The organism is Maricaulis sp. ABE4_448, assembly GCF_056160825.1.
In genome coordinates this window covers 296,899-320,600 of record NZ_JBSWXX010000002.1, presented here as the reverse complement: position 1 = coordinate 320,600, position 23,702 = coordinate 296,899, and the positions used below count along the sequence as shown (strand labels likewise).

The window sequence follows — 23,702 nt, the reverse complement described above, 5'->3', positions numbered from 1 at the left end:
GCACACCCGCCTGCTCCTAAAGGCAGGGTGGAAGGATTTCAATCACCACGAATGAGCGAAAACGGGGAGAAATCATCAATTCAATCAAATTTTATGCAGCCGTTTAGACCGCATTTAACGGCCCACGGGTTATTGCACGGGAAACACGGATACGTTTTCCATGCGCCCAACGGACACAGACATCACAAGCTCCGGAGCAACACCTCGGGGCAAGCCCGGCCACGATGCCATCGCGATCGCCTATCAGCCGATCCTGCGCGGTGCTTCGGTCGCCGTGATGAGCTATTTCCTGTTTGACATCGCCATGCGGTTGATTTCGCCTGGTGAAGAGTATCACGGCGTCATGCTGTTGTCGGTGGCCTGCGCTGCCGCCGTCTGCCTTGCTGTTCGTCACTACCTCAAACAACCCCGGGACGGTCACCAACTGGAGCTCAGCGGCGCGCTGGTCTGCTTGTCGATGTACTGGAACTCGAACCTGCAGCAGACACTCTATTTCGAGACCGAGAATCTCGTCTACGCCATCCTCATGATGCCGCTGTTTGCGGCGATCCTGCCACGCCGCCGCAGCATTGCCGTGGCTGTTCTTCTCAACTATGCGAGCATTATCTTCCTCGTCTGGCGGAACATACCAGACCAGCTGATGGACTATACATGGGTGTCAGTGGGCGGGGTTGCTTCGGCCGCAGCGATCGCGCTGATCCTGCGGACCGCGGTGCTCAACACCGTCATCGCCCGGCTGGAAGCTGACCGGGATCGCGAAAAGGCAGAGTTTCTCGCGCACGAAGCCCGGCACCTCGCCGAGTGCGATGCGCTGACGGGACTACCCAATCGCCGCAACTTCTTCGTGGAACTCAACCATCGGGTTGAAGAACTGCGGAACAGCGAGACGCCCTTCATTCTGGGACTTGTCGACCTGGACGGTTTCAAACCGGTCAACGACACCTACGGACATGCGGCCGGCGACGAAATGCTCAAAGCCGTCGCCGAACGGCTGCGCGAGACGATCGGTCCGGCAGCAATTGCCGCCCGGCTCGGCGGTGACGAGTTTGCGTTCATCGCACCCGCGATTCCCAACACCGCGGAGACGGCGCTCACCCTCGGACATCGCATCGAAGCGAAACTCTCCGAGCGGTATCGGCTGGGCGACTATACCTGCAAGGGGTCTGGGTCGGTCGGTCTGCTGATTTGCGACCGGCCAGAGCTCGATACGGGAGACCTCATGGAGCGCGCCGACCATGCGCTCTATTTCGCCAAAAGCGCCGTGCAGGGCAAAGCCGTGCTGTTCAACGCTGCGCTGGAGCAGGCGATGGCGAATTCCAGCCAGGTCGACAAGGCACTGCGCCGCTGTGACTATGACAGCGAATTCCAGCTGCATTTCCAGCCGCAGTTCGATCTCGCGAAAGGCCGGATCATCGGATTCGAGGCCCTCGCCCGCTGGAACTCGCCGGAACTGGGCGCCGTCACGCCCGACATCTTCATCCCGGCCGCCGAACGGGCCGGCCTGATCCGGCCGCTGACCCAGGTTCTGCTGGGCAAGGCACTCGCCGCAATGGCGAGCTGGCCGGATGATCTGACACTGGCCTTCAACCTCTCGACCCACGATCTGATGTCGCCGCATGCGATGGAGAGCGCATTGGCTACCGTCCGCGACAGCGGTATCGCGCCGTCTCGCATCGAGTTCGAGATCACCGAGACGGCGATGATGAGCGACTTCAACCAGGCGCGCCGGGCGATCGACCAGATCAGCGAAGCCGGACACCGTGTATCGCTGGACGATTTCGGAATCGGCTATTCCTCGCTGCAATACCTGCAGCTCCTGCCGGTCAGCAAGCTGAAGATCGACCATTCCTTCGTGCGCAACATTCTGGAAGATACCGCTGCCTTCAAGATCGTGCGCACCCTGCTCTCCCTGTCCCGCACGCTGGGCCTGGGTTGCGTTGTGGAAGGCGTGGAGACCGAAGCGCAGATGCACATCCTGCGGACCATGGGCGCCCGCCACATCCAGGGCTATCTGATCGGTGCCCCGATGCCGGCCAGCGCCATCCCCGCGGCCCTCGACAAGACCTATGACTTCACGCCTGCCCGCTGCCGGACCGAACCGGCCGAGGCTATTCACCGGGCCAGCATCCAGTGATGCGCTCCGCGATCTTGCTGCAAGCAGCCGTCCTGTTTGCGCTTCTCCCCGCACTTGGCCAAGCCAGGGCAGACGACGTCATGGACGGCTGGTCACGTCGCGGCGCGGTCTATGGCTTAATCGCCATGGATGCCGGCACGCCCGCCAGCTGTGCGGCCGTGTGCAGTCGCGATGGAAACTGCCAGTCCTGGGTCTGGACAGTCGCCGGGCTCGATGGCCCGGACACCCAATGCGCCCTGCTCTCCGCCGCGCCCACCCCGTTCCGCGCACCGGGCCGGGTGACCGGGCTGTCAGCCGGTCTGGTTCAACGGATCGAGGCCGCTGCGGTACGGCCGCCAAGCCCGCGCGAAGTGAACGCCCTGCAATCGATGCAGCACGGTGAGTATGACTAGCCAGTCTTGCAACGCGATCGCCTCCGGACGGGCTGGCCATCTGCTCGCGCTCATAAAAAACACACTATATCCGACAATTTGCGTGCCCCGGCTGACGCTTTGTTTACCCGCGTGCGTCAACCTGCAGGCCCTGATCGGTGGGAGTGGGCAATGGCCGTCGTCAGCAAGCTGAACAATCTGGTCGAACTGGCTAAGGAGAAGTCCTCGGAACGCCGGCGGACCCTGCTGCGTGAAGTCACGGATCTCTTCTTCGAGGAGACGCCGGAAAGCGGCAGTGCCACTTCGCACAAGTTTGACGAACTCCTCTCTTCTCTGGCCGAGCAGACCGCCCGGGATGCGCGTGAAGAACTGTCCCAGCGCTTCGCCGATGCGCCGCAGGCCCCGCGCGGCCTGGTGTTGCAACTGGCGCAGGATGCGATCGAAGTGGCCGCGCCGATGCTGGCCCGCTCCAGAGTGCTCACCGACAACGACCTGCTCTCCATCGCCGAAACCGCCGAACAGGGCCACCTCAAGGCCATGTCGCGCCGCGAAGAGGTTTGCGAGCGCCTGTCGGACACGATTGTCCGCCGCGGCGATGACGAGACCGTCGCCCAGCTGATCCGCAATGACGGCGCCCGCCTGTCGCGCGAAACCTTCGAGACCGTCACCGAACGCGCCGAAACCTCGCCGGTCCTGCAAGGCCCGCTGGTCGAGCGCGGCGACACGCCGAACGATCTCCTGGCGGACCTGATGCTCACCGTCGGCAACAGCCTGCGCGAGCGGATCATGGAGCGGTTCGACGCGGTCGACCCGGCTGTGCTCGAGCATGCCATGGCGACCTCTAAAGCCCGGCTGGCCCAGCGCATGGCGGAGGACCGTGATATCGCGGCTGCAGAGAAATTCGTGCAGACCATGGCGCTGCGCAAACAGCTGACCGGCAATCTGCTCGCGCGGCTTCTGCGCGAACGCGAATATACAAAATTCTATGCCGCCTTCGCCGAGATGACCGGGGTCGATTATGTCGCCGCCCGGCGCGCGATCCGGCAGGAATCGATCGATCCGCTGGCGCTGATCTGCAAGTCCGCAGGATTCGACAAGGCGCTCTTCGTGACGCTGGCCGTGCTGCGCCACGCCGCGGGCGAGGACGCCTTCCGGGATGCCCGAGAACTGGGTCAGCTCTACGACGCGATCACCGCCGACGACGCCGCCCGCGCCATGCGCTTCTGGCGCATGCGCAAGAACATGGCGGCCTGAGACCGGTCAGGCCTTGCTGGCGGCGGCCACTGCACCCGCCGCGTCGTCCTGCGGCGGCTGGAACACTTCGGCCCCGCCTTCCAGATAGACGGAGGTCGAGGGGAAGGCGAACTCCGTACCGGCCTCTTCCACCGTCTGCTTGACGAAAAGCGCCAGTTCTTCCTTCAGCCGCAGCCACTCGCCCCAATTGGTGGTCTTGGTGAAGCAGTAGAGCAGGAAGTCGATCGAGGACGGGCCAAAAGCATCGACGCGCATGAAGGTGGCGACTTCCGGCGGAGCGGCAAATTCCGGATTTTCCGACACATAGGCGAGCACCTTGTCGCGGATCTCGCGCAATTGCTCTGACGTCGTGTCGTAGCGCACGCCGATCGCCCATTTGATGCGGCGATGGGTCATGCGGGAAAAATTGGTCACCGCATTGTCCGACAGTTTCGAGTTCGGGACATAGACCGGACCCTTGTCGAAGCGCCGCACCAGGGTCGAGCGGAAATTGATTTCCTCTACTGTACCCTCAACCACACCATCAACGAAAACCCAGTCGCCCGGCAGGAAGCGCTTCTCGGTCAGGATCAGGATGCCTGCAATCAGGTTCTTGAACAGATCCTGGGCGCCCAGGCCGATTGCGACGCCAAACAGGCCCAGACCTGCAATAACCCCCGCGACAGGGATGTCCCAGACCTGCAGAACGGCGGCCGCGCCGACGATGATAAAGACGATCCGCAGCGCCTTCGTCAGCCAGTCGATCATGACCGGCGTGAGTGCATTGCGAAGCCCCTGAAGTGCAAAGGCAAAGGGGCCGACAGCGTTATGCAGGGCCCAGAACAGGGCGATGACGACCAGCGACTGGACGAACTGATGCCCGCGCAACGCCCCGTCGCCCCCCAGCTGGACGATATTGATGGCGAAGAAGAGCGCGATGATCACCGGGACCAGCTTCATCGGCCCGGCAAGCGCTTCGACGACCGCATCGTCAAACTCGGTCTCCGACCGCTTGGCCAGACGCTGCAGCACCGCCAGCAGCCATTTCGCGATCAGACCTCGAATGCCGATACCGATCAGGACCACCAGAATGGCCAGCAGACCCTGGCCGACGCTGATGCCGAGAAAGGACGTCTCCCAGACCTCCTCCACAATGCCCCAGAACTCCTGGAGCTGTTCGGGAATGCTGTCAGTCACGGTAGCACTCATGCGGCACGCTCCTTGGCCCGGTGGAAGGACACGTCGGGGAATTTTTCTTCGGAATAGGAGACTTCCCAGGCGCTCTTGGCCAGAAAGACCGGATCGCCATTGATATCCACGGCCATCGCCGATTTATGCCGGTCGGCGAAAGCCTCGATCTTGTCGCGGTCCCCCTCGATCCAGCGCGCGGTCTCATAAGGCGCCGCCTCGAAATCGACTTCCAGCCCGTATTCGGCGGCAACACGTTCGCGCATCACGTCGATCTGCAGCGCACCAACGGCGCCGACGATGAAGTCACCGCCCAGCGTCGGCCGGAAGAGCTGCGTCACGCCCTCCTCGGCCAGGCTCTCCAGCGCCTTCTTGAGGTGTTTCGCCTTCAGCGGATCAGCCAGGCGGGCGCGGCGCAGGATTTCCGGTGCAAAATTGGGGATGCCGGTGAAGCGCAGCTTGCCACTCTCAGACAGGCTGTCACCGACGCGCAATGTGCCGTGGTTGGGCACACCCATCACATCGCCGGCGAAGGCCTCGTCGGCGATCTCGCGATCCTGGGCGAAGAACAGGATGGGCGAGGAGACCGTCAGCTGCTTGCCCGCCTCGGTCTTCAGTTTCATGCCGCGTTTGAACTTGCCCGAACACAGGCGCACGAAGGCCACCCGGTCGCGGTGGTTGGGGTCCATGTTCGCCTGCACCTTGAAGACAAAGCCCGCGACTTCCTTGCCGCCGGGTTCGATCTCGACAGGATTGCCATTGGCTGCGGCCGTGACCGATGCCGGACCTGGAATGATATCGGCGAGCCCCTCCAGCAATTCGCGCACACCGAAGCCGCGCAACGCCGATCCGAAGAAGACCGGTGTGAGATGACCTTCCAGGAAACTCTGGTGATTGAAGGGTGGACAGAGCTCCTTGGCGACATCCGCACCTTCGCGCAGCTCGTCAGCCTCTTCCTCGCTCAGCACCTCGCTGATCGCGTTGCCGTCCAGGGCAACGCGTTCGGCGGGCTCTTGCGGGTCGCGGTCCTCGCCCGGCTTCTGAAAACGCAGCAGATCATCGGTGGCAATGTCGAGCACGCCCTTGAAGCGCTTGCCCGATCCCGACGGCCACTGCATCGGCGTGGCATCAAGAGCCAGTTTGTCCTGGATGTCTTCGAGGAGGTCGACCGGGTCCAGCGCCTCGCGGTCCATCTTGTTGATGAAGGTCACGATCGGGATGTCGCGCAGGCGGCAGACCTCGACCAGTTTCAGCGTGCGGGGCTCAACACCCTTGGCGGCATCCAGCACCATGATGGCGCTGTCAGCAGCGGTCAGCGTGCGATAGGTGTCCTCGGAGAAGTCCTCGTGGCCCGGCGTATCGAGCAGGTTGAACAGGAGACCACGGTGTTCGAACGTCATGACAGACGCCGAGACCGAGATGCCGCGTTCCTGCTCGATCTTCATCCAGTCCGACTGGGTGCGGCGGCTTTCACCGCGCGCGCGCACCTGTCCGGCCAGACGGATCGCACCGGCTGACAGCAGCAGGGTTTCCGTCAGCGTGGTCTTACCGGCGTCCGGGTGTGAGATGATGGCGAAGGACCGGCGGCGCGCCCATTCCGGCGCGTCTGTCGAATTGGAAGTCATCAATAAGGCTCGCAAGACAATGCAAGCCGGGGGGTTACCCCGTTCCCGTGGCCGGAGGCAAGGGCTCACTGCCCGCCATCCAGACCACATTGTTTGCACGGGACGCCGTGAGGCCACCTTCCTGCTGTTCCCTCCAGAGGTAGGCCAGCGTCGTGATCGGCACATTGGCATAGCGCAGCCCAACCGCATGCCAGCTCGCCGCCCCCTCAGGACGCACTGCCAGCAGCGCGTTTGCTCCGGGCTCGACATAGCAGATCAGCGCACACAGATGCCGGATATGCTCGGGCTTGCTGCGCGCGACATCCGGATCGGCAAACACGGCTTCGCGAACCAGCGCGTTGAGCTGGCTGGCGGTCAGTGTCTGGATCTGGGCGGGTGTGAGCGGCATTTTGCCATCTCTCAGCACCGACTTCAAATCACCCAGGTCGAACACGACATCGTTGAAGAGGAACAACATCGTCCGTCTCGTTACGAAATGAGCATTTTGGCGTCATCGAGTATTGCGGAACGACGTTAAGGTTTTTCTACCGCTCCGCAGACTCGACCGGCTCGGTCAGGAAATGGCGCCCGCCCCGGTCCTCGATCTCCACCAGCCAGATGTCCGGATCATCGTCGATACGCCGCCGGCAATAGGCGTCGATATCGGCTTCGCCAGACGGAACCCGGCGGAACAGCGTCCACACCCGCTTCCCCTCACCGTCCCGCGCCGGGACATAAAGCTGTGCCAGGTCGCGCGCGAGCACCACCTTTACGAGCACAGCACCCGCATCTTCGTCTCCCCGGCGAATCACATAGGCAGACGCCAGACCCGTATCAGCGCGCCTGACAAGGGCATCGACCCAGAATCTCGTCTTCAGTTCGCTCATTTCCGTTGATGGCCGCTCAATTGCTTAATAAACTGTTAATCGGGTGAGGGAGCATTCCATGATTGTTCGTGTTGTGTCGGCGGCCATTTTCGCATGGTCCGCGTGTGTGTCCGGTGCCCAATCGTCTTCGATACAGGAGGCTGCGCCAGTCGAACAGCATGCAGCCGAACGCGTGAACACCGAGGAACGTGCCCTCGCCGATCTCGACGGCCACGGCGACGCTTTCGTTCTCTCCACCTCACAGCCGGCGGCCGATATCCGTTTCAACCTGCCGCCGCATGTTGTCAGCTCGGAAGCCTCGCTGCGTCTGGCCGCTCGCCCGGCCAGCGACGGTACGGATGGACGTATCCAGGTCAGCGTCAATGGCGGCGATCCGATTGTCATTCGCCCGCAAGCCCGCGCGATGGAAGCCCGTTTCGCGCTCTTCTCCGCTGATTTCCGCCCGGGCGAGAACACGCTCACCATCAGCTATGCCACCGAGACCGCCGCCACCGGCTGGATCGTCGATGCGCGCCGCTCGCGCCTTCGCCTGACGCTGGAGCCTGTCGCGCCGCTGTCGACACTGGGCGAGCTCGAACAGGCGCTGGGATCGGACTTTGCCGCGCCGCGCCGCATCGCACTGGATACGGAAGCCGGTCGTGAGCGGACCACGCTGGAAAGCCTGGTCGCCCAGGGCGTCGCCCTCCGCGCCGGCGAAGTGCCGCTATTCTCCGGCGACACGGACAATGCCGATCTGGTTGTGCGCATCGCCGAACTAGCTCGCCTGGACGATGCAGACCGGGCCGCGTTGCGCTCGGAAAACAGCCAGGGCCCCGAAATCGCCTTCTACAATGACGGCCAGCCGCGCCTCGTTGTCACCGGACGCAATATCGACGAAGCGACCGCTGCAGCCCGCCTGATGGGCGCCCGCTCCTTTGCCGGTCATGGCGCGACCTTCCTCGCGGCCGACGCCATCCGGGCAGAGCGTCTGGGCCGTCCCGCCATCGAGCTTGATACGTCTCTCGCCGAAACGGCGGACCTGCGCACTTTCGCGGCCTCGGGCCTGCCTTTCAGTGCCGACCAGGGCGCCCGCACCGCAGTGCAATTCTCCACCCGCTTCGACAGCGACCGCTATGGCGCCCTGTCGGTGCTCGCCCGCGCCGCCCTGATCGGCGGCGAAGCCTGGCTCTATGCCTGGTATGGCGATGCCGGGGAAGAGGCGCCCGCCAATCACAATCTTCTGGTCGTCGGCCCCAACTCGACCCAGTTCGAAATTATCGACCGCAATGCGCCGGACGAGCTGCGCGCCGCCCTGCGCGCCGCCGAACGCTCGCGCGGCCAGCGCGGCCTGATGCGCCTGGCTGCGGCTGCCTATGCCGATGACAGCGACAGTGACGGCGAAACGACCACGCCCCGTGAAGGGGCGGAACTGGGCGTGGGTGTCGCCTCGCTCTTCCAGGACCGACGCAATGCCGGCCGCTGGATCGGAACGCTGACGGCGCCGGATATCGCCTCTTTCGAAAGTGCCGGCCGCCAGCTGGCCCGCTCCAATCTCTGGTCCGCGCTGGAAGGCCGGGCCGCAGTCTGGAGCGCGCGCGGTGTGACCCCGCTGGACTTCTCGGTGCAGCCGCCGAGCCTGTTCGAGCGCGTGCAGGAACTGGCCGTGGATCACACTCGCGATGCCGCCTTCCTGTTGTTCGGCGCGGCGCTCCTCCTGCTGCTGCGCGGCGCCATGCGCCGCCGCAAGGCCGCCGCGTGAGACGAGGGTTTCATTTTACTCAATGCCTTAGCCAGGCATTAACCCATCTTCTTCACGCGGCATAAAAGCGTCCCTGCTAAACCCGGACCTGTAGGGAACGGGACGAAACATGTGCTTTTCAACCAGACGCCGGATCGCAGCCGCCGGATTGGCCGCCGCACTGACGGCCGCCAGCGGACCGGCCATCGCCAATGAGGCGACCGGCCTGATCTTCGGCGAGCGCCAGCTCGCCCTGGATCTCGACACGCGCTGCGGCCTGTTTACCGCCGAACAGCGCGACGCGCTGAATGCCGCCCGGCTGCAAGCCCGCGGCACGCTGCTGCGCGACGGCGTCTCGACCCACGCCCTGGACGACTATGCCGCCGAGATTGAGGCCCAGGCCGGCGCGACAGACTGCAGCTGGCCGGAAGTGGCCGAGCTGCGTTACCGCGTCGCCGACGCCTTCATCGGCTGGCAGCGGCTGCGCGACATGCAGTACGATGGTCTGGATTTCGGCTGGACCGCAACCCGCTCATTCATCGCCGGTCAACCGGGCTGGGCGGCGCTTCAGGATACAGGCATGCTGCGTGTCGGCCTCAGCCGCACCGATCAGCGCATCCGCTTTTCCGCCGCCATGCCCGCAACGCCGGAAGCGGTCTCCGCTGTTCTCGTCCTGCGCGACATGCGCCGGGAGCCGGATCTTTACGACCCGACGCTGGACGGGCACTTCCCCGCTCCGGCGGGTGCTCAATGGGCGGACTGGACACCGCCGGACTATGCCCGCGCGCTGGTCTGGGCCAGCGGCCGCGGCAATGCCGCCGAGCAGGCTGCCCTGAGCGCCGATGGGACCGGTCTGGTCTTCCATTTCCCCGCAAGCGCTGTCGAGGCCATCATCGCCCGCGACCCGCGCGAGACAGCCCGTATCGAGTTGATCGACGGGCATGGCGATACGATCGGTCACTACTATTTCGAAATCGGGGATTTCGGTGCCGCACGCGCCTTCGTGCGCTCGGGAAATCTGTCGGTTCCGCGGAGCTAGAGCATTTTCAGCAAAAGTGGGCACCGGTTTTGCGGTTTGGAAATGCGACCGCTCAGGACCCGGCATTTTCAGGAAAAGTGAGCACCGGTTTTTGCGGTTCGAAAATGAGGCTGGCAAAAAGCCGGAGCTCTCAAGGCGCTGAAAATGCTCCGGCGTCAGGATTCCGTGCCTGTGCGGCCGACGACCGGTGCCGCCGTGATGTCCTGCGACGCGGCCTGGGCGCGCTCGATCTGCTGACGGACATCCAGCCCGGTCACTGTACCGGCCGGCCAGGTTTCCACATCACCGCGCTTGTCGGCGAGGATCGGCAGGGTCACCGTCACGGTCGTACCGACACCCTTGCGCGAGGCGATCGACATGTGCCCCCCATGCAGTTCGGCCAGGGCGCGTACCAGCGATAGACCCAGCCCGGTGCCGCGCTTTTCGATGTCGCGGGCATTGGCGGCCTGCTGATAGGGCTGACCCAGGCGCTCGGCCTCTTCCGGGTCGATACCGACGCCGCTATCGCCCACAGCCAGAACCAGCTGACCGCCGGACGGACGGGCCATCACGACAATCGCCCCGCCTTCCGGCGTGAACTTCACAGCGTTCGACAACAGGTTCAGCAGGATCTGGCGCAGCGCCTTTCGGTCGCCCATGACCGGCACGGCAACATCATTGCGCTTCACCGACAGGGTGATACCGGCCTCTTCCGCCTGCAGGCGCATCATCTTGGCGACCAGGCCGACAATCTCGTCGATATCGAACCGCTCGCGAACCAGCTCATAACGCTCGGCCTCGATCTTCGACATGTCGAGCACGTCGCCGATCAGCTCCATCAGGTGCTGACCGCTTTCGTGGATCAGATCGGCATATTCCGCATAGCGCGCCGGCATTGGTCCGAAGAGCCGCGCCTTCATGACGTCGGAGAAGCCGATAATGGCGTTCAGCGGCGTGCGCAGTTCATGGCTCACAGACGCCAGGAACTGGGACTTGGCGCGCGCTTCCTCTTCCGCGGCCTCGCGCGCCCGCTCGGCCTCGCGGACACGGGCTTCAAGGGCTGGCCCTTGATCATCGGCAAACAGCGCAACCGCGCCGCCACCGGGAAGCGGCCGGCTGTGGAAACGGACGTCGGCTTCATGGCCGCTCGGGCCCCGCAGAACGAGATGTCCGGTCGACGGCGCGAGCGCGGCCTTGCGGGCGCGGGCAGCCAGATCGGCGCGGCTTTCATCGTCGAAACCCAGATCGCACAGCGGCAGACCGGCCAGTTCGCGCGGCAGGCCCGGCGACAGTTCGCGCAGCGCCTCCGATGCGGCAAGGATGTTGCCATCGCCATCGCACGCGACAATGGCCGCCGGCGCATGATCGAAGGCCTTCGAGCGCACGCGGCCCCGTTCGGCTTCGGCCCGCACCGCGTCGGCTTCACGCACAGCACGCAGGGCGCCCAGGCCGAAGCCGGTTGCCAGCATCAGCGCGCAGCCCAGAACGAAGGGAAGGTGCAGCTCGACAGCCATCGGCGCCGGCGCGACGAAGCCCGTAATCTGAAGCGCCGCGACGACCAGCGCCGCCAGGCCGGACAGGGAGGCTGCCTTGACGACGCCGTCACGCAGGCCACTGGCCGCGGCGACAGCCGGTGCCAGCAGGAAGGCGAGCGCACCGATGCCGGTGACACCGCCACCGGTGACGGCGATCCCGGCCGCAAAGGCCGTCCAGATCATCGCCAGGAGAAAGCGTTCGAAAGGATGCACAAGACGCGGCAGCAGGAGGAGACCGGCGATGGCCGGCAGGGCAAGTGCCGTCAGACCCAGCGCGCGCATCCATTCCGCGCCGCCGAGCAGAGGCCAGACCTGCGGCGCCGCAGCCGCCAGCGTGCCAATCCATACGAGATTGACAATTACGCCACCGCGGCGGGCGATCCAGGCCGTGATATCGTCGCTGTTAGGGTCCATCTCTCAACCGGTACGGACTGCCACCTGATTCCTACACGCCGGAATCTTCGCCTTTATCGTTAACAAATGCTGAATCTTAAGATCGGTTCATTTACATTTCTGAACAAACCGGTCTTCGTATGATTCATCATGCATGGACACTTGGCGCTGTTCGCCGGACAAGGCAATATGTTTGCGGGACGTGTCAGGAGTCTTTGAATGTTTGTCAGTTCGCTCACGGCGCTCGTCCTCACGATGTCTGTCGCGCAGGACACGACAGAGCCGGCGCCGGAAACGGCCGCCAGCAGCGCCCCCGCCCCGCAGCTCCAGCTCGGCATTGCGCCGCCGCAGACCGAGGGCATGGTCCGCCGCTCTGCCGGACAGTATGCCGCCTATCACGGCGTGGTCGCCGATCTGCGGGAAGCGCCGATCGGGTCGGGCGACGATCTCGACATGGCGATGGACCGTCTCTCCGCCTTTTACGGCGAAGACAGGCTGGCGCCCGGCTGGATCGCCTACGCCTCGATTATCGCCGCGCATCACCCGGACTATATCGACCAGGTCCGCGAGCTGGCCGACTATTACGGGCCCAATGCCGCCATGTCCGGCCTGATGAATGACCCGGCCTTCGCAACCAGTTTCCCGGCGGCCGGCGACGCCCAGGATTCGGTGATTGATGCCGTGGGTCGCGACAATGCCGAGATCCGCGAAGTGTCCGAGCGCTACCGCTCTGCCGCCTACTCGCTGCAGTCCGAGCGCTGGGCCAACCGGGTCTATCGCGACCGGGCCGCCCGCCTGGCGGCGATCTCCGAGCTGACCGAAAGCCCGCTGACGCTTCCGGACACGCTGCGCCTGTCGTCCGGCAGCAACCTCGGCGCTGCGGTCCCGGCCTCGGCCCTGTTCGAGCGGGTGACGCCACTGGACGTGGCCACACCTGTGGATGATGCGCTGACGCCGCAGCTTTCGCTGACCGTCGGCGAAGCGGTTCCGGATCCCGACCGTTCCCGCGTCGGCCGTATTCTTTCGGTCGCGGCCCTGCAATCGCTGCAGGACACCGGCGCCGATACCGATGCCGCGATCGACAGCCTGCTCAGCGATCCGATGGTCGAGCGTTGCCTCGCCTGGGTCCGGCTGGATCTGCAGCAATGCGTTGCCGCCGGGCATTTCAAGTATGAGGACAGTTTCTGCATCGCCGAGCATGCCCTGCTCGATGTCAGCCGCTGCCTCGATACCGCGGATACGTCCGAATAGACCGCATTTGAGCGGCTCGAAAGGTGACGTATTAACAAAAAGTGTCTCGATCAGGGACAAGATAAAATTGCGGGCAAATTTTACAAAAAGACGCTGATCCATATTTGCACGACATTCTTGGTTAACGGCGGATTCGCTCGCTATACTTCGCACCTTCGACTAGCCTCGATCCTGCATTGAGGAGGTTCTCGCCTCTTGAGTGCCAATAAGAAGGAGGTCGATCATGATGTTCTTGCTGCGCGCAGCCCTCTGGCTTGCCGTCGTCAGCGTGTTTGTCCCCCGCGATTTCGCGGGAGATGCCTTCGACCTGCCGCAGAATCTGGCTGAAACCCGGATTGATGCCGGCGAGCCCGTCAGCGCTTGGTGCGACGATAACGCCGCCCTGTGCGATGCCGGCCGCGAGGCCGCCCGGCTTGGCGGTTTCCTGACGGACATGGCCGCCACCCGGATCGAAGCCGCGCTTGTCGAGCACGAAGCCGAACGCAATTCCTGACACTTCCCCCACCACGGGAATGCTGTCCAATACCGCACCGGATGCTTGCCTTGCCGCCACGGCCGCACTACGTCGGCCCTGACATGACGGCACACAGCGACATCCATTCCGAGATCGAAGACATCGTCGACGAGTTCGACCTCCTGGGCGACTGGGAGGAGCGGTACAAGTATCTCATCGATATGGGCAAGGCCCTGCCCGACATGCCCGAGAGCGACCGCACCGACACCAACAAGGTGAAGGGGTGTGTCAGCCAGGTCTGGCTGGTCACCGAACCGGGCGAAAACACCCTCACCTTCCGTGCCGACAGCGACGCGCATATCGTGCGCGGTCTGGCCGCCCTGCTGCTGCGGGTCTATTCCGGCCGGACGCCGGAAGACATCCTGTCGGTCGATGCGCGCGAAGTGCTCAAGCGGATCGGCCTGTCCGAACACCTCTCCCCGCAACGCTCCAACGGCCTGACCTCGATGATCGGCCGGATTCGCGGGGCGGCGGGAGCCTGACGTCCAAACGGGCACGCCCTCACCCCGAGCCATAGATTTCCGCCAGCCGCCCCAGGGCGAGCTTGACCGCCGTGCCACCGGAACGCTGGCCCCAGCCGAACCGTCGTTCCATGGCAGCCAGGCTTTCCTCGCGGATCAGCGCCGCCTCGACGATCTTCGAGAATTGCGGTCCCAGCATATCCAGCGCCTTGAAAACACGGTCCTTTGCGGCGACGGCGCCGAGCGTGGCGTCCTCCGGTCCCCGGCGCGGCCCCTCGCCGCGGCGCGGGGCTGTGGGGGACCAGTTACGGGTGGTGCGCTGGGTCAGGCTGGAGCGGTGATAATCGGCCAGGAAGCGTTCTGCAGCATTGCGCTCGGCGGGGCCCAGAAGGCCGGACCATTTGCCCAGCGGGCCTTCCAGCGCATTGGCCATGACCGTCTCGATACGCCCGCTTTCGTGCATCACAGGACGCTCAATGAGGTGAGATTGCTGCACCATGGGTGACCCATTGGTGTCACATAGTGCCACATGACCGGCCGCCGAGAGCGTGTAGCCGCCGCCACAGCGGGCGAGCCAGCCGCCGGTCTCGGCCTCGCGCATGTCGGCGGGTGTGAGCCGGGCGAGCGGCCGGCGTCGGCGATCGGGGCCGGCGAAGACGGCGTGCGAGCCGGCATGGGGCAGAAGGATGGCGCCGCGGCGCGACAGCGCCCGCATCCAGCGCGGTGCGCTCATGCCCCCTCCTCCCCGCTGGATTGTACGAGGATGCGCGGTGTGCCGCGCAGGCTTTCCTCCAGCGCATCCATCCAGGCGTCGAAATCGCGATCGTCGCGCCGGTCCTCGATACGGTGACAGGCATGAGCGGCAGTGGAGCGGTCGCGGCCGAAGGCCTGGGCGACGCGGGTCAGCGGCAGTTCGAAGGCGACATGGGCGAGATACATCGCCACCTGCCGCGCCAGCGCAGCCTCCCGCGAATGCCGTGTCGGCGCCTCGAGATCCTGCTGCGGCACCCCGAACGCATAGGCCGCGGCGCTCTGCGCCAGGCGGGCCCGGGCCACATCGTCGGCCAGTCTTTCCATCGCTCGTACCATCCTGCACTCCCGGTCTCGCGCGGCCTCGAATGGCGGCCGCGGCGTGAGTGAAAGGCTAGGTGGACTACGCCCGGTGGGGATAATATTCCTATTAACGTTGTAAAGAAAGAGGGCGCCACCCTTGCGTGTGACGCCCTCGCTTCCGCTCTAACCCCTTGGTGCCTAAGGGGCGATATAGGCGATAATCAGGACGATCGCCAAAAGCGCACTGGTCCAGATGGCCAGCATGCCAGAGGGGATATCCCGGCTGATTGCGCCCATAGGACTGAATGCCTGGAACAGCCGGCCGCCCATCCGGGTGCGTGCCGCAGCCAGGACATTGCCGATCGACGCCCACAGCCGGCCGAACATGGCGTGACCCCAGCGGGCCGTGCCGTCGAAGGCCCGGCGATAGACCCAGTCGAAGTCGAGATTGATCGAGCGCTTCTCGTCCGGATACCACTTCATCCGCACCAGGAAGGCGAAGGCGAAGAGCGCGGCGAGCAGGAGCTGCATCTGCCCGACGACGTGGTCGAAGGTCCACATGGGATATTCGTTCGCCACCTCCGGGAAGGGCGTGAGATTGTAGAGCGCGCGATAACCGCCCGGGATGCCGAACATGTCGGGCCAGCCCAGATAGACGCACATCAGCGCGGCAATCCCCATCGCCATCAGCATGTTCACCGGCGCCTCGCGGACGCGGTGGCCCTTGTCGTGGGCGAAGAAGGCGAAATACGGGATCTTGATGCCCGAGTGCTCCAGCACGCCGGCCGATGCGAACAGCAGGACGAACCAGACGATATAGTGCCCCTCGTGCGCCACCGCCGCCAGCGTCATCGCCTTGGCGACAAAGCCGGAGAAGAGCGGGAAGGCCGAGATCGAGGCGGCGCCGATGATGCAGAAGATCGCGGTCGCCGGCATGGTCTTGAACAGACCGCCCAGTTCGGACGCCTTCACGGTGCCGACGCGGTAGAGCACGGCTCCCATGCTCATGAACAAAAGCGCCTTGTAGATGATGTGCACGAAGGCGTGGGCCGCGGCGCCATTGATGGCGAGCTCGGTGCCGACACCGATGCCGACCACCATGAAGCCCAGCTGGTTGTTCAGCGAGTAGGACAGCACCTTCCTGAGATCGTTCTCGACCACGGCGAAGAAGACCGGGAAGGCGGTCATGATCGCGCCGATCCAGATCAGCATGTCGGTCCCGGCATAGCCGCGCGCCAGGGCGTAAACGGCCAGCTTGGTGGTGAAGGCCGAGAGCACGACAGCGCCCGTGACCGTCGCCTTGGGATAGGCGTCCTGCAGCCAGTTGTGCAGGAAGGGGAAGGCGCACTTGATGCCGAAGGCGAGGAAGATCAGGAAACCGCCCAGCGTGTTCACCGAGAGGCTCTCGTCAAACGCCCAGCTGCCGGTATCGGCGGAGTGGATCACGGCACCGGCCAGCAGCATCACGCCGGACAAGACATGGATCGCCAGATAGCGCAGCCCCGCCTTGTAGGCTTCATTGGTCTTGGAGCCCCAGATCAGGAAGACCGAGGAAATCGCCGTCAGCTCCCAGAAGAAAAAGAGCGAGAGGAGATCGCCGGCGAAGACGGCGCCGAGGCCGGCACCGGCATAGATCAGGCCGGAGGCATCGCCGACACGGTCTTTGGAATGCAGACCGTAGAGCGCATTGATGAAGGCCGCGATGATGAAGATCAGGCCCCAGATGCGGGACAGGCCGTCATAGCGGAAGGTTTCCAGCGTGAACCCGCCCAGTTCGATAATACCGCCGGTGTGAACGCCGGAAGGCACGTTGAACCAGAGGAAGCCCGCCAGCACCGGTGCGAGCAGGGCCAGGCCCTTGCGCACATAATGGTTCGGCACGGCGGCCGCGATCAGGCCGGCGATGATGACCGGCCAGGCCGGGGAGACGTCGTAGAGGGCCTCGATCATTGGTCGCCCTCCTCGTCCCAATAGTCTTCCTCACGGCCCAGAAGGCCGCGGATCACGAACCAGCCGATCATGACGGCCAGCACGAAGGAGCCGAAACCCCACAGGGCATAAAAGCCCGGTGTCTCGGCCAGGTGCACGTATTCATGGCGATGATGGAAGAGGTCGATCGCCGCAAAGCCGACGGCGAGGACCAGCAGGATCCACAGCATCGAGGATTTCAGCCATTTCGCGTCCAGCCACAGGAAGGGCCGGGCCGCGGGATGCACGAGTTCATCGTGTTTGCCGGATTGATCGCTCACAGGGCGGCCTCCGCAGCAAGGGACGAGGACAGGAAGACCGGCGCGAGATAATCGCGCAGCGGCCCGATCAGGAAGAAGAGCACCAGCACGCCCGCAGCCGTGATGACCGGCGGCAGGATGACCAGCATGGGCGGCTTCTTCTTCAGCTTGGCCTCTTCCGGCGCGGAGAAGAAACCGCGCGCCGAAAGCGGCAGCAGATAGGCGACATTGAGGATGGACGAGGCCACCAGCGCCACGATCAGCAGACCGTGACCGCTCTCCCAGGCGCCCTGCATCAGGAAGAGTTTGGGCCAGGTGCCGCCCAGCGGCGGCAAGCCGATGATCGACAGCGCGCCGACCGTGTAGGCGATGAAAAGCCAGGGCATGTAGCGGCCCAGCCCTGCCATCTGCGAGATCTCGGTCTTCTTGGTGGCGGTATAGATGGCGCCCGCGCTCATGAAGAGGGTGATCTTGCCCCAGGCGTGCATGACGATCTGCAGCGCCCCGCCCAGCATGGCCAGCGGCGAGGCCAGCATCACGCCCAGCGTGACATAGGAGAGCTGGGAGACGGTGGAGAAGGCCAGCCGGGCCTTCAGATTATCCTTGGTCATCGCGACGACCGAAGACAGCACGATGGAGATACCGGCGATCCAGGCCAAGGCGTCCGAGGTCGGCGTGGCGGCGATCAGGGCGGGACCGAAGATGTAGGTGCCCACTTTCAGCATGGCGAACACGCCGGCCTTCACAACGGCCACGGCGTGCAGCAGGGCCGAGACCGGCGTCGGTGCGACCATGGCGTTGGGCAGCCAGGGGTGGACCGGCATCAGCGCCGCCTTGCCGATCCCGAAGGCGAACAGCACCAGCAGCACGCCGGCGATGGCGGGCGTCACCTCGTTGACGGCCAAGAGGCCGCCGGCGACGAAATCGGTCGAACCGGCGAGATAATGCGTGGCGATCACGGCGGGCAGCAAGAGGCCGATCGAGGTGCCCAGCAGGATGGACAGATAGATCTTGCCGCCGCGCTTGGCGTTCGCATCACCCTTGTGCGTGACCAGCGGATAGGTCGACAGGGTGAGCACTTCGTAGAAAAGGAACATCGTCAAGAGGTTGCCGGACAGGGCCACGCCCATGGCGGCCCCGATGGCGATGCAGAAACAGACATAGAAGCGCGTCTGGTTCTTCTCGTTATTCCCGCGCATATAGCCGATGGAATACAGCGAGTTGACGATCCACAGGCCCGAGGCCACCGCGGCGAACAGCGCGCCCAGCGGTTCCAGGCGGAAGACCAGGTGCAGGCCTGGCGCCAGATTGGCCAGTTCCAGAACCGGACGGCCCGGCGCAATCTCGACCAGATAGGCGACATTCAGCGCCAGCAGGACGGCCGAGACCAGCGTCGCGCCTTCGCGCAGATTGGGATACTTGCCCAGCAGCGCCACGGCGACACCGCCGATGGCCGGGATGGCCAGCGCCAGGGCGAGGGAGAGTTCAGGCGTCCACATCGGCTCAGTTTCCTCCCATCACGGCATTGGCGGCCGCGCGGGCCAGGCCGACCAGCGGGTCGGCGTGGAAGAAGAAGTAGATATTGGCGAAGGCCAGCAGGCTCATCGGGGCCAGCACCATCCACGGCGCCAGGCGGCGGCCCGGCGCAATACCCGCCTTGCCGGCCGGCGGCGTTTCCATCCAGATCGCCGACAGGAGCCGGGCGACATAGGCCAGCGCCAGCAGCGAGGAGATCATCAGTGCGGCAACCGCCCACCACCAGCCGCGTTCGAGCGCGGCGGTGACCAGATACCATTTCGAGGTGAAGCCCACCGTCAGCGGCACACCGACCAGCGACAGGCTGGCAATGGTGAAGGCGGCCGAGGAGGCCGGCATGGTCTGACCGAGACCGGCGAGATCCTTGACCCGGCGCACACCGAAATTCAGCGCAAAGGCGCCCAGCGCCATGAACAGCGCGCCCTTCATCAGGGCGTGGTTCATCAGGTGCAGCATGCTGGCCGACAGGCCGGCTGCGGTGCCCATGCCCAGACCCAGCATCATGTAGCCGACCTGCGCCACCGAAGAGTAGGCCAGAAGGCGCCGGGCGTCGGTCTGGAAGACCGCCTGCACCGAAGCCACCATCATGGCGATGACACCGACCACGGCGAACAGCCAGGTGAAGGACATCGCGACAAAGCTTACGTCCGGGTGGAAGACCGAGAAGACGAAGCGGATCAGCGCGTAGAAGGCCACCTTGGTGGCCGTGGAGGCCAGGAAGGCGGTGACGAAGTTCGGCGCGAAAGCGTAGGCGTTGGGCAGCCAGACATGCAGCGGGAACATCGCGGCCTTCAGGCCCAGCCCCACCACGATGAAGGCGAAGGCAGCCTGGGTGACGCGGTCATGCCCGTTCTGTTCCAGCACGGCGGCCATGTCGGCGATGTTGAGCGTGCCGGTGGCCATGTAAAGGAAGCCGACGCCGATCACGAAGAAGGTCGCGCCGATTGTGCCGAGCACCAGATAATTATAGCTGGCGGTCAGGGCGCGGCGATCCTTGCCGGCGCCCATGGCGATGATCGTGTAGGTGGAGATCGAGGAGATTTCCAGGAAGACGAAGACGTTGAACGCATCGCCCGTAATCGTCACGCCCAGAAGGCCGGCAAAGCAGACCAGGAAGGCGGAATAAAAGAGCGATTGCTGCTTCTTGGCGATCTCGTCAGCGACCGACGGGAGGGCGTAGATGACGCACAGGAGGCCGACAATGCCCACCAGGAGCAGGAGCGGCACGTTGAGCATGTCGACGCGCAGTTCGATGCCGGCCGGCGGCGCCCAGCCGCCCATGGCGTAGGAAATCACCCCGCCGGTCGAGACCTGGCCGAGAATGTTCAGCGACAGCACCGCCACGGCGATCGCCGTGACGAGGGTCACGCCCCAGGCCCACAGGCCCTTCGGCATGAAGGCCGCCACGGCCGCCATGATCAGCGGAATGACGACAATCAGCGCAGGCGCGTGCACGGCAAGGCCTGCCGGCAGGAAAGAGGCCAGCATGTCCATTTATTCGGCGCTCCCGGTCTCAAGGGAATAATCGGCCGCATTGAGCGCATCATCCTCGATCGTGCCATAGGCCTCGCGGATGCGGACGACGAGCGCCAGGCCGACGGCCAGGGTCGCCACGCCGACGACGATCGCGGTCAGGATCAGGACGTGCGGAAGCGGGTTGGAATAGATCACTTCGGCAGCGCTGTGTGCGCTGTCGGCAACGCGGTTGGGCACATCCTCGCCCAGCCCCGGCGCATTGGCCGGCGCGTGCCCGGCCGCAACATCGCTGGCGTGTTCCACCGCCGAAGCGGCGGCATGGCCGGCATCGGCGCCATGACCGGCGTCTTCGCCATGATGGTCACCGACAATGATCGGCGGCTGGCCGCCAAAGACCTTGCCCATGGTGATGTAGAGCAGGAAGACCGAGGTCTGGAACAGCGACAGGCCGACCAGGCGTTTCACCAGATTGCCGGTAGCGATCACCACATACAGGCCTGTCATCATCAGGATGATGATCGGGATATAGTTGAAGCGTTCGAGGATGATTTCCAGCATGCTCACCACTCCTCTTCCGGAATGTCCGGCACGCGGCCGGCGAAGGCGTAGAAGATGGCCAGCATCACCGAGGTCACCGTGGTCAGCACGCCCAGCTCGACCAGGATAATGCCGTAATGCTGGCCGGAATGGTGGCTCTGGTCGGGATGCAGCGCGTCATAGTCGAGGAAGTTCAGCGGTTCGCCGGCCCCGTTCATGAACAGGGTTGCGATGCCGGTACCGGCATAGATCAGCACGCCCAGCGCGGCGCCATAGCGCACGACAACCGGCGGCACGGCCTTGCGGGCCTCTTCCATCCCGAAAATCAGGGCATAGAGGATCACGGCAACGGCGATGATGACGCCGGCCTGGAAGCCCCCGCCCGGTCCGAAATCACCGTGGAAATGCACGTAGAAGCCGAACACGACGATCATCGGGATCAGCAGTTTGGAGACGACGCGCAGGATCAGGTGCGGGCTCATGCCTTGTCCTCCATCTTGCCGGACACGGGTTCGCCAGGTTTGACCTTGGTCTCGCCCCCGTCAGAATCTTCGTCGTCCTCGCGGCGGCCGGTGCCGAAGCCCAGCAGCAGCATCACGCCGAGCGCGGCGGTGAAGATCACGACGGTCTCGCCGAACGTGTCATAGCCCCGGTAGGACGCCAGAACCGCCGTGACCACGTTGGGAATGGCGATCTCGTCCGGCGTAGACGTCATGTAATCCATGCCGACATAGGAATTGGCGGGCGAATCGGGATCGCCATAGACCGGCATGTCGGGAATGGCGAAGAACAGCGCCGCGCCTGCCGCCACCACGACCGCCAGGGCCGCCCAGTGGCGCTTGGCGCCGGCCGGCTCGCTCTCGCGGGCGGTCAGCAGCATGGCGCCCAGCATCAGCACGGTGGAAATGCCCGCGCCGACAGCCGCTTCGGTGAAGGCCACATCGACCGCGTCGAGCGAGACGAACCAGGCCGCGGAAAGCAGCGAATAGACGCCGGTCAGCATGACCACGGCGAACAGGTTGCGCAGGCGGACAATGGCAAAGCCTACCGCCAGCAGCATGGCGATCAGCACATAGTCCAGATACTGGGTGAGATCGGCGTGGTCCATTTAGTGGCCCTCCCCGCTCGCCTTGCCGGCCTCGCTCGGATGCGGCGGGTGGAAGCGCGACAGGCGCGGCTTGTGTCCGGCCCGGTGCGCGGCATTGGCGATGGCATGCGATGCGGTCGGGCTGGTCAGGAAGACCAGGAGACCGACCAGAAGCAGTTTTGCGACAGTCTGCCAGTCCTGCGCCTGCAGGATCAGGCCGAGGGTTATCAGCTCGGCGCCCAGCGTGTCGGTGACGCCGGCGGCGTGCATGCGGGTGTAGAAGTCCGGCAGGCGGATGACGCCCGTCGCACCGGCGAGCACGAAAACCAGGCCCGTCGTCATCGCGGCGACGGAGCCGGCGAACAGCGCGTACTGAAGGATCTCGCCCCAGTTCATTTCTCGTACTCCCCGTCGAGCGCCTTGCGCAGGGACATCTGCGCCAGGGCGATTTCCAGCGAGCGGTAGCGGAAGAATTTCAGGATCGCGATGGTCGCGACGAAATTGATCAGCGCGTAGAGAATGGCGATATCGATCGCGTCCTGGCGGCCGGAAATGGCGGAGAAAACCAGCAGGAAAAGCACGGTCTTGGTGCCGAAGGAGTTCACGGCGAGAACGCGGTCATACAGGGTCGGCCCGGCGAACAGGCGCGCCAGCATGATGGCCATGGCGGCGGCAACGCCGAGCGCGATGACGAAATTCACCCACTCCATCACTTCACCTCCTTGCGGCGGCCATCGGTGGCGCTGTCGGCGCGGGCGCCCATTTCGGCAAACCCGGCCGGGTCGGTGAAGGACGTGTCCAGCGCGTGCACCAGAAAGCCGTCATCCTCGATATCGACCGTCACCGTGCCCGGCGTCAGCGTGATCGAGTTGGCAAAGACGCACAGGCCCAGGCCCGAGCGCTGCTGCGCCGGCACGCGCACCAGGCGCGGCTCGATGTCGATTTCCGGCTTCAACACCAGGCGGGTGACCGCGAGATTGGCCTTGACGATCTCGCCGCCCAGCCAGGACCAGTAACCGAACAGGGCCGGCGCCGGTGCAACCGGCACGGTCTCGCGGTCGACGATCCGCATGCGAAAGGTCAGGGCGACGGCGATCACGATCGAGATCACACCCAATCCCATGATGATGGGATGGTCGCCGCTCAGGGTATAGCTCCCCGAAAGGGTGAGCCAGAGCGCCACCAGAATGGCGGTGAGGCTGACGCCGTAGAACATGGATTCTCCCCGCGCGTTAACGCTTCACCCGGTTATTAGCGGCCGGAAACGGGCTTGACCAGAAGAACCGGGCGACCAGTTGCACACACTTTCAGTGCGGTCATCAAGGGGGCAGGCATGTGCATAAAACAGGTGCACGCGCGCGCGGATATAAACAGGTGCCGGCGGCCGCCTGTCCACCGCGCCAAGAATTGCAGTCGCGGTCCGCGGCGCCGGGCCGGAGTGTGACATTTGGCCCACAGAGTCATGTCAAACTCCCGTCA

The 23,702-nt window shown here is 64.6% G+C and carries 25 protein-coding genes; 8 read left to right on the top strand and 17 right to left on the bottom strand.

All coding sequences use genetic code 11. The features are described 5' to 3' along the window. Window positions 1–160 precede the first annotated feature (160 nt). From ACXAJV_RS07965 to ACXAJV_RS07955, 3 genes are all read left to right on the top strand, one after another. Window positions 161–2,134 carry a putative bifunctional diguanylate cyclase/phosphodiesterase gene (locus ACXAJV_RS07965; protein WP_475083974.1) on the top strand — a complete coding sequence of 658 codons (1,974 nt, stop codon included), beginning with the start codon at window positions 161–163 and terminating at the stop codon, window positions 2,132–2,134. A gap of 80 nt (window positions 2,135–2,214) precedes the next feature. Beyond that, complete coding sequence (locus tag ACXAJV_RS07960) at window positions 2,215–2,526, top strand: PAN domain-containing protein (protein ID WP_475083971.1); 312 nt, start codon at window positions 2,215–2,217, stop codon at window positions 2,524–2,526. Window positions 2,527–2,676: 150 nt separating this feature from the next. Further along, complete coding sequence (locus ACXAJV_RS07955; protein ID WP_475083968.1) at window positions 2,677–3,759, top strand: DUF2336 domain-containing protein; 1,083 nt, start codon at window positions 2,677–2,679, stop codon at window positions 3,757–3,759. 6 nt (window positions 3,760–3,765) lie between these two features. On the opposite strand, the gene ACXAJV_RS07950 is transcribed toward ACXAJV_RS07955, so the two are convergent. The 4 genes from ACXAJV_RS07950 to ACXAJV_RS07935 all read right to left on the bottom strand — a co-directional run bounded on the left by ACXAJV_RS07950 (window position 3,766) and on the right by ACXAJV_RS07935 (window position 7,417). Then, on the bottom strand, window positions 3,766–4,947 hold the full coding sequence (locus tag ACXAJV_RS07950; protein WP_475083965.1) for a mechanosensitive ion channel family protein: 1,182 nt from the start codon (window positions 4,945–4,947) through the stop codon (window positions 3,766–3,768). After that, window positions 4,944–6,551: a peptide chain release factor 3 gene (locus ACXAJV_RS07945; RefSeq protein WP_475083963.1), complete on the bottom strand. Its 1,608-nt coding sequence runs from the start codon at window positions 6,549–6,551 to the stop codon at window positions 4,944–4,946. The genes ACXAJV_RS07950 and ACXAJV_RS07945 overlap by 4 nt, the downstream gene beginning before the upstream one ends. A gap of 34 nt (window positions 6,552–6,585) precedes the next feature. Further along, window positions 6,586–7,008 carry a hypothetical protein gene (locus ACXAJV_RS07940; RefSeq protein WP_475083960.1) on the bottom strand — a complete coding sequence of 141 codons (423 nt, stop codon included), beginning with the start codon at window positions 7,006–7,008 and terminating at the stop codon, window positions 6,586–6,588. A 67-nt stretch (window positions 7,009–7,075) separates the two neighbouring features. Beyond that, window positions 7,076–7,417 carry a DUF1491 family protein gene (locus ACXAJV_RS07935; protein ID WP_475083958.1) on the bottom strand — a complete coding sequence of 114 codons (342 nt, stop codon included), beginning with the start codon at window positions 7,415–7,417 and terminating at the stop codon, window positions 7,076–7,078. A 58-nt stretch (window positions 7,418–7,475) separates the two neighbouring features. Between ACXAJV_RS07935 and ACXAJV_RS07930 the strand changes: the two genes are divergently transcribed. Both ACXAJV_RS07930 and ACXAJV_RS07925 read left to right on the top strand, forming a co-directional pair. Further along, entirely contained in the window at window positions 7,476–9,155 is a 1,680-nt protein-coding gene (locus ACXAJV_RS07930; protein WP_475083955.1) for a hypothetical protein, read from the top strand. Window positions 9,156–9,303: 148 nt separating this feature from the next. Beyond that, window positions 9,304–10,173: a hypothetical protein gene (locus tag ACXAJV_RS07925; protein ID WP_475083952.1), complete on the top strand. Its 870-nt coding sequence runs from the start codon at window positions 9,304–9,306 to the stop codon at window positions 10,171–10,173. Between the two features lie 155 nt (window positions 10,174–10,328). Here ACXAJV_RS07925 and ACXAJV_RS07920 read toward each other — a convergent pair whose 3' ends face one another. Next, window positions 10,329–12,101, bottom strand: coding sequence for a sensor histidine kinase (locus tag ACXAJV_RS07920; RefSeq protein WP_475083949.1), 1,773 nt, complete (start codon window positions 12,099–12,101; stop codon window positions 10,329–10,331). Window positions 12,102–12,299: 198 nt separating this feature from the next. Between ACXAJV_RS07920 and ACXAJV_RS07915 the strand changes: the two genes are divergently transcribed. From ACXAJV_RS07915 to ACXAJV_RS07905, 3 genes are all read left to right on the top strand, one after another. Continuing rightward, window positions 12,300–13,331: a hypothetical protein gene (locus tag ACXAJV_RS07915; RefSeq protein ID WP_475083946.1), complete on the top strand. Its 1,032-nt coding sequence runs from the start codon at window positions 12,300–12,302 to the stop codon at window positions 13,329–13,331. A 223-nt stretch (window positions 13,332–13,554) separates the two neighbouring features. Then, entirely contained in the window at window positions 13,555–13,824 is a 270-nt protein-coding gene (locus ACXAJV_RS07910; protein WP_475083944.1) for a hypothetical protein, read from the top strand. An 83-nt stretch (window positions 13,825–13,907) separates the two neighbouring features. Next, window positions 13,908–14,327, top strand: coding sequence for a SufE family protein (locus ACXAJV_RS07905; RefSeq protein ID WP_475083942.1), 420 nt, complete (start codon window positions 13,908–13,910; stop codon window positions 14,325–14,327). Window positions 14,328–14,346: 19 nt separating this feature from the next. Here the strand turns inward: ACXAJV_RS07905 and ACXAJV_RS07900 are convergent, their stop codons facing one another. The 12 genes from ACXAJV_RS07900 to ACXAJV_RS07845 all read right to left on the bottom strand — a co-directional run bounded on the left by ACXAJV_RS07900 (window position 14,347) and on the right by ACXAJV_RS07845 (window position 23,439). Beyond that, window positions 14,347–15,039, bottom strand: coding sequence for a DUF6456 domain-containing protein (locus tag ACXAJV_RS07900; protein WP_475083940.1), 693 nt, complete (start codon window positions 15,037–15,039; stop codon window positions 14,347–14,349). Next, window positions 15,036–15,395: a helix-turn-helix domain-containing protein gene (locus ACXAJV_RS07895; protein ID WP_475083938.1), complete on the bottom strand. Its 360-nt coding sequence runs from the start codon at window positions 15,393–15,395 to the stop codon at window positions 15,036–15,038. The genes ACXAJV_RS07900 and ACXAJV_RS07895 overlap by 4 nt, the downstream gene beginning before the upstream one ends. Window positions 15,396–15,557: 162 nt before the next feature. Next, complete coding sequence (locus ACXAJV_RS07890; RefSeq protein WP_475083936.1) at window positions 15,558–17,309, bottom strand: Na(+)/H(+) antiporter subunit D; 1,752 nt, start codon at window positions 17,307–17,309, stop codon at window positions 15,558–15,560. Then, window positions 17,306–17,608 carry a hypothetical protein gene (locus ACXAJV_RS07885; RefSeq protein WP_475083933.1) on the bottom strand — a complete coding sequence of 101 codons (303 nt, stop codon included), beginning with the start codon at window positions 17,606–17,608 and terminating at the stop codon, window positions 17,306–17,308. Before ACXAJV_RS07885 ends, ACXAJV_RS07890 begins: the two co-directional genes overlap by 4 nt. After that, a complete protein-coding gene (locus ACXAJV_RS07880; protein ID WP_475083931.1) occupies window positions 17,605–19,086 on the bottom strand; it encodes a proton-conducting transporter transmembrane domain-containing protein in 1,482 nt (493 codons plus the stop codon). The genes ACXAJV_RS07885 and ACXAJV_RS07880 overlap by 4 nt, the downstream gene beginning before the upstream one ends. A 4-nt stretch (window positions 19,087–19,090) precedes the next feature. Further along, on the bottom strand, window positions 19,091–20,617 hold the full coding sequence (locus ACXAJV_RS07875; protein WP_475083929.1) for a monovalent cation/H+ antiporter subunit D family protein: 1,527 nt from the start codon (window positions 20,615–20,617) through the stop codon (window positions 19,091–19,093). Continuing rightward, the gene (locus ACXAJV_RS07870) at window positions 20,618–21,157 is read right to left on the bottom strand and encodes a cation:proton antiporter subunit C (protein WP_475083927.1); all 540 of its coding nucleotides are present in this window, start codon (window positions 21,155–21,157) and stop codon (window positions 20,618–20,620) included. Between the two features lie 2 nt (window positions 21,158–21,159). After that, a complete protein-coding gene (locus tag ACXAJV_RS07865; protein ID WP_475083925.1) occupies window positions 21,160–21,618 on the bottom strand; it encodes a Na(+)/H(+) antiporter subunit B in 459 nt (152 codons plus the stop codon). Then, complete coding sequence (locus tag ACXAJV_RS07860; protein ID WP_475083922.1) at window positions 21,615–22,244, bottom strand: DUF4040 domain-containing protein; 630 nt, start codon at window positions 22,242–22,244, stop codon at window positions 21,615–21,617. The genes ACXAJV_RS07865 and ACXAJV_RS07860 overlap by 4 nt, the downstream gene beginning before the upstream one ends. Then, the gene (gene mnhG / locus ACXAJV_RS07855; protein ID WP_475083919.1) at window positions 22,245–22,619 is read right to left on the bottom strand and encodes a monovalent cation/H(+) antiporter subunit G; all 375 of its coding nucleotides are present in this window, start codon (window positions 22,617–22,619) and stop codon (window positions 22,245–22,247) included. After that, window positions 22,616–22,933, bottom strand: coding sequence for an MrpF/PhaF family protein (locus tag ACXAJV_RS07850; RefSeq protein ID WP_475083917.1), 318 nt, complete (start codon window positions 22,931–22,933; stop codon window positions 22,616–22,618). Before ACXAJV_RS07850 ends, mnhG begins: the two co-directional genes overlap by 4 nt. After that, complete coding sequence (locus ACXAJV_RS07845; RefSeq protein ID WP_475083914.1) at window positions 22,933–23,439, bottom strand: Na+/H+ antiporter subunit E; 507 nt, start codon at window positions 23,437–23,439, stop codon at window positions 22,933–22,935. The genes ACXAJV_RS07850 and ACXAJV_RS07845 overlap by 1 nt, the downstream gene beginning before the upstream one ends. Between the last annotated feature and the right edge of the window lie 263 nt (window positions 23,440–23,702).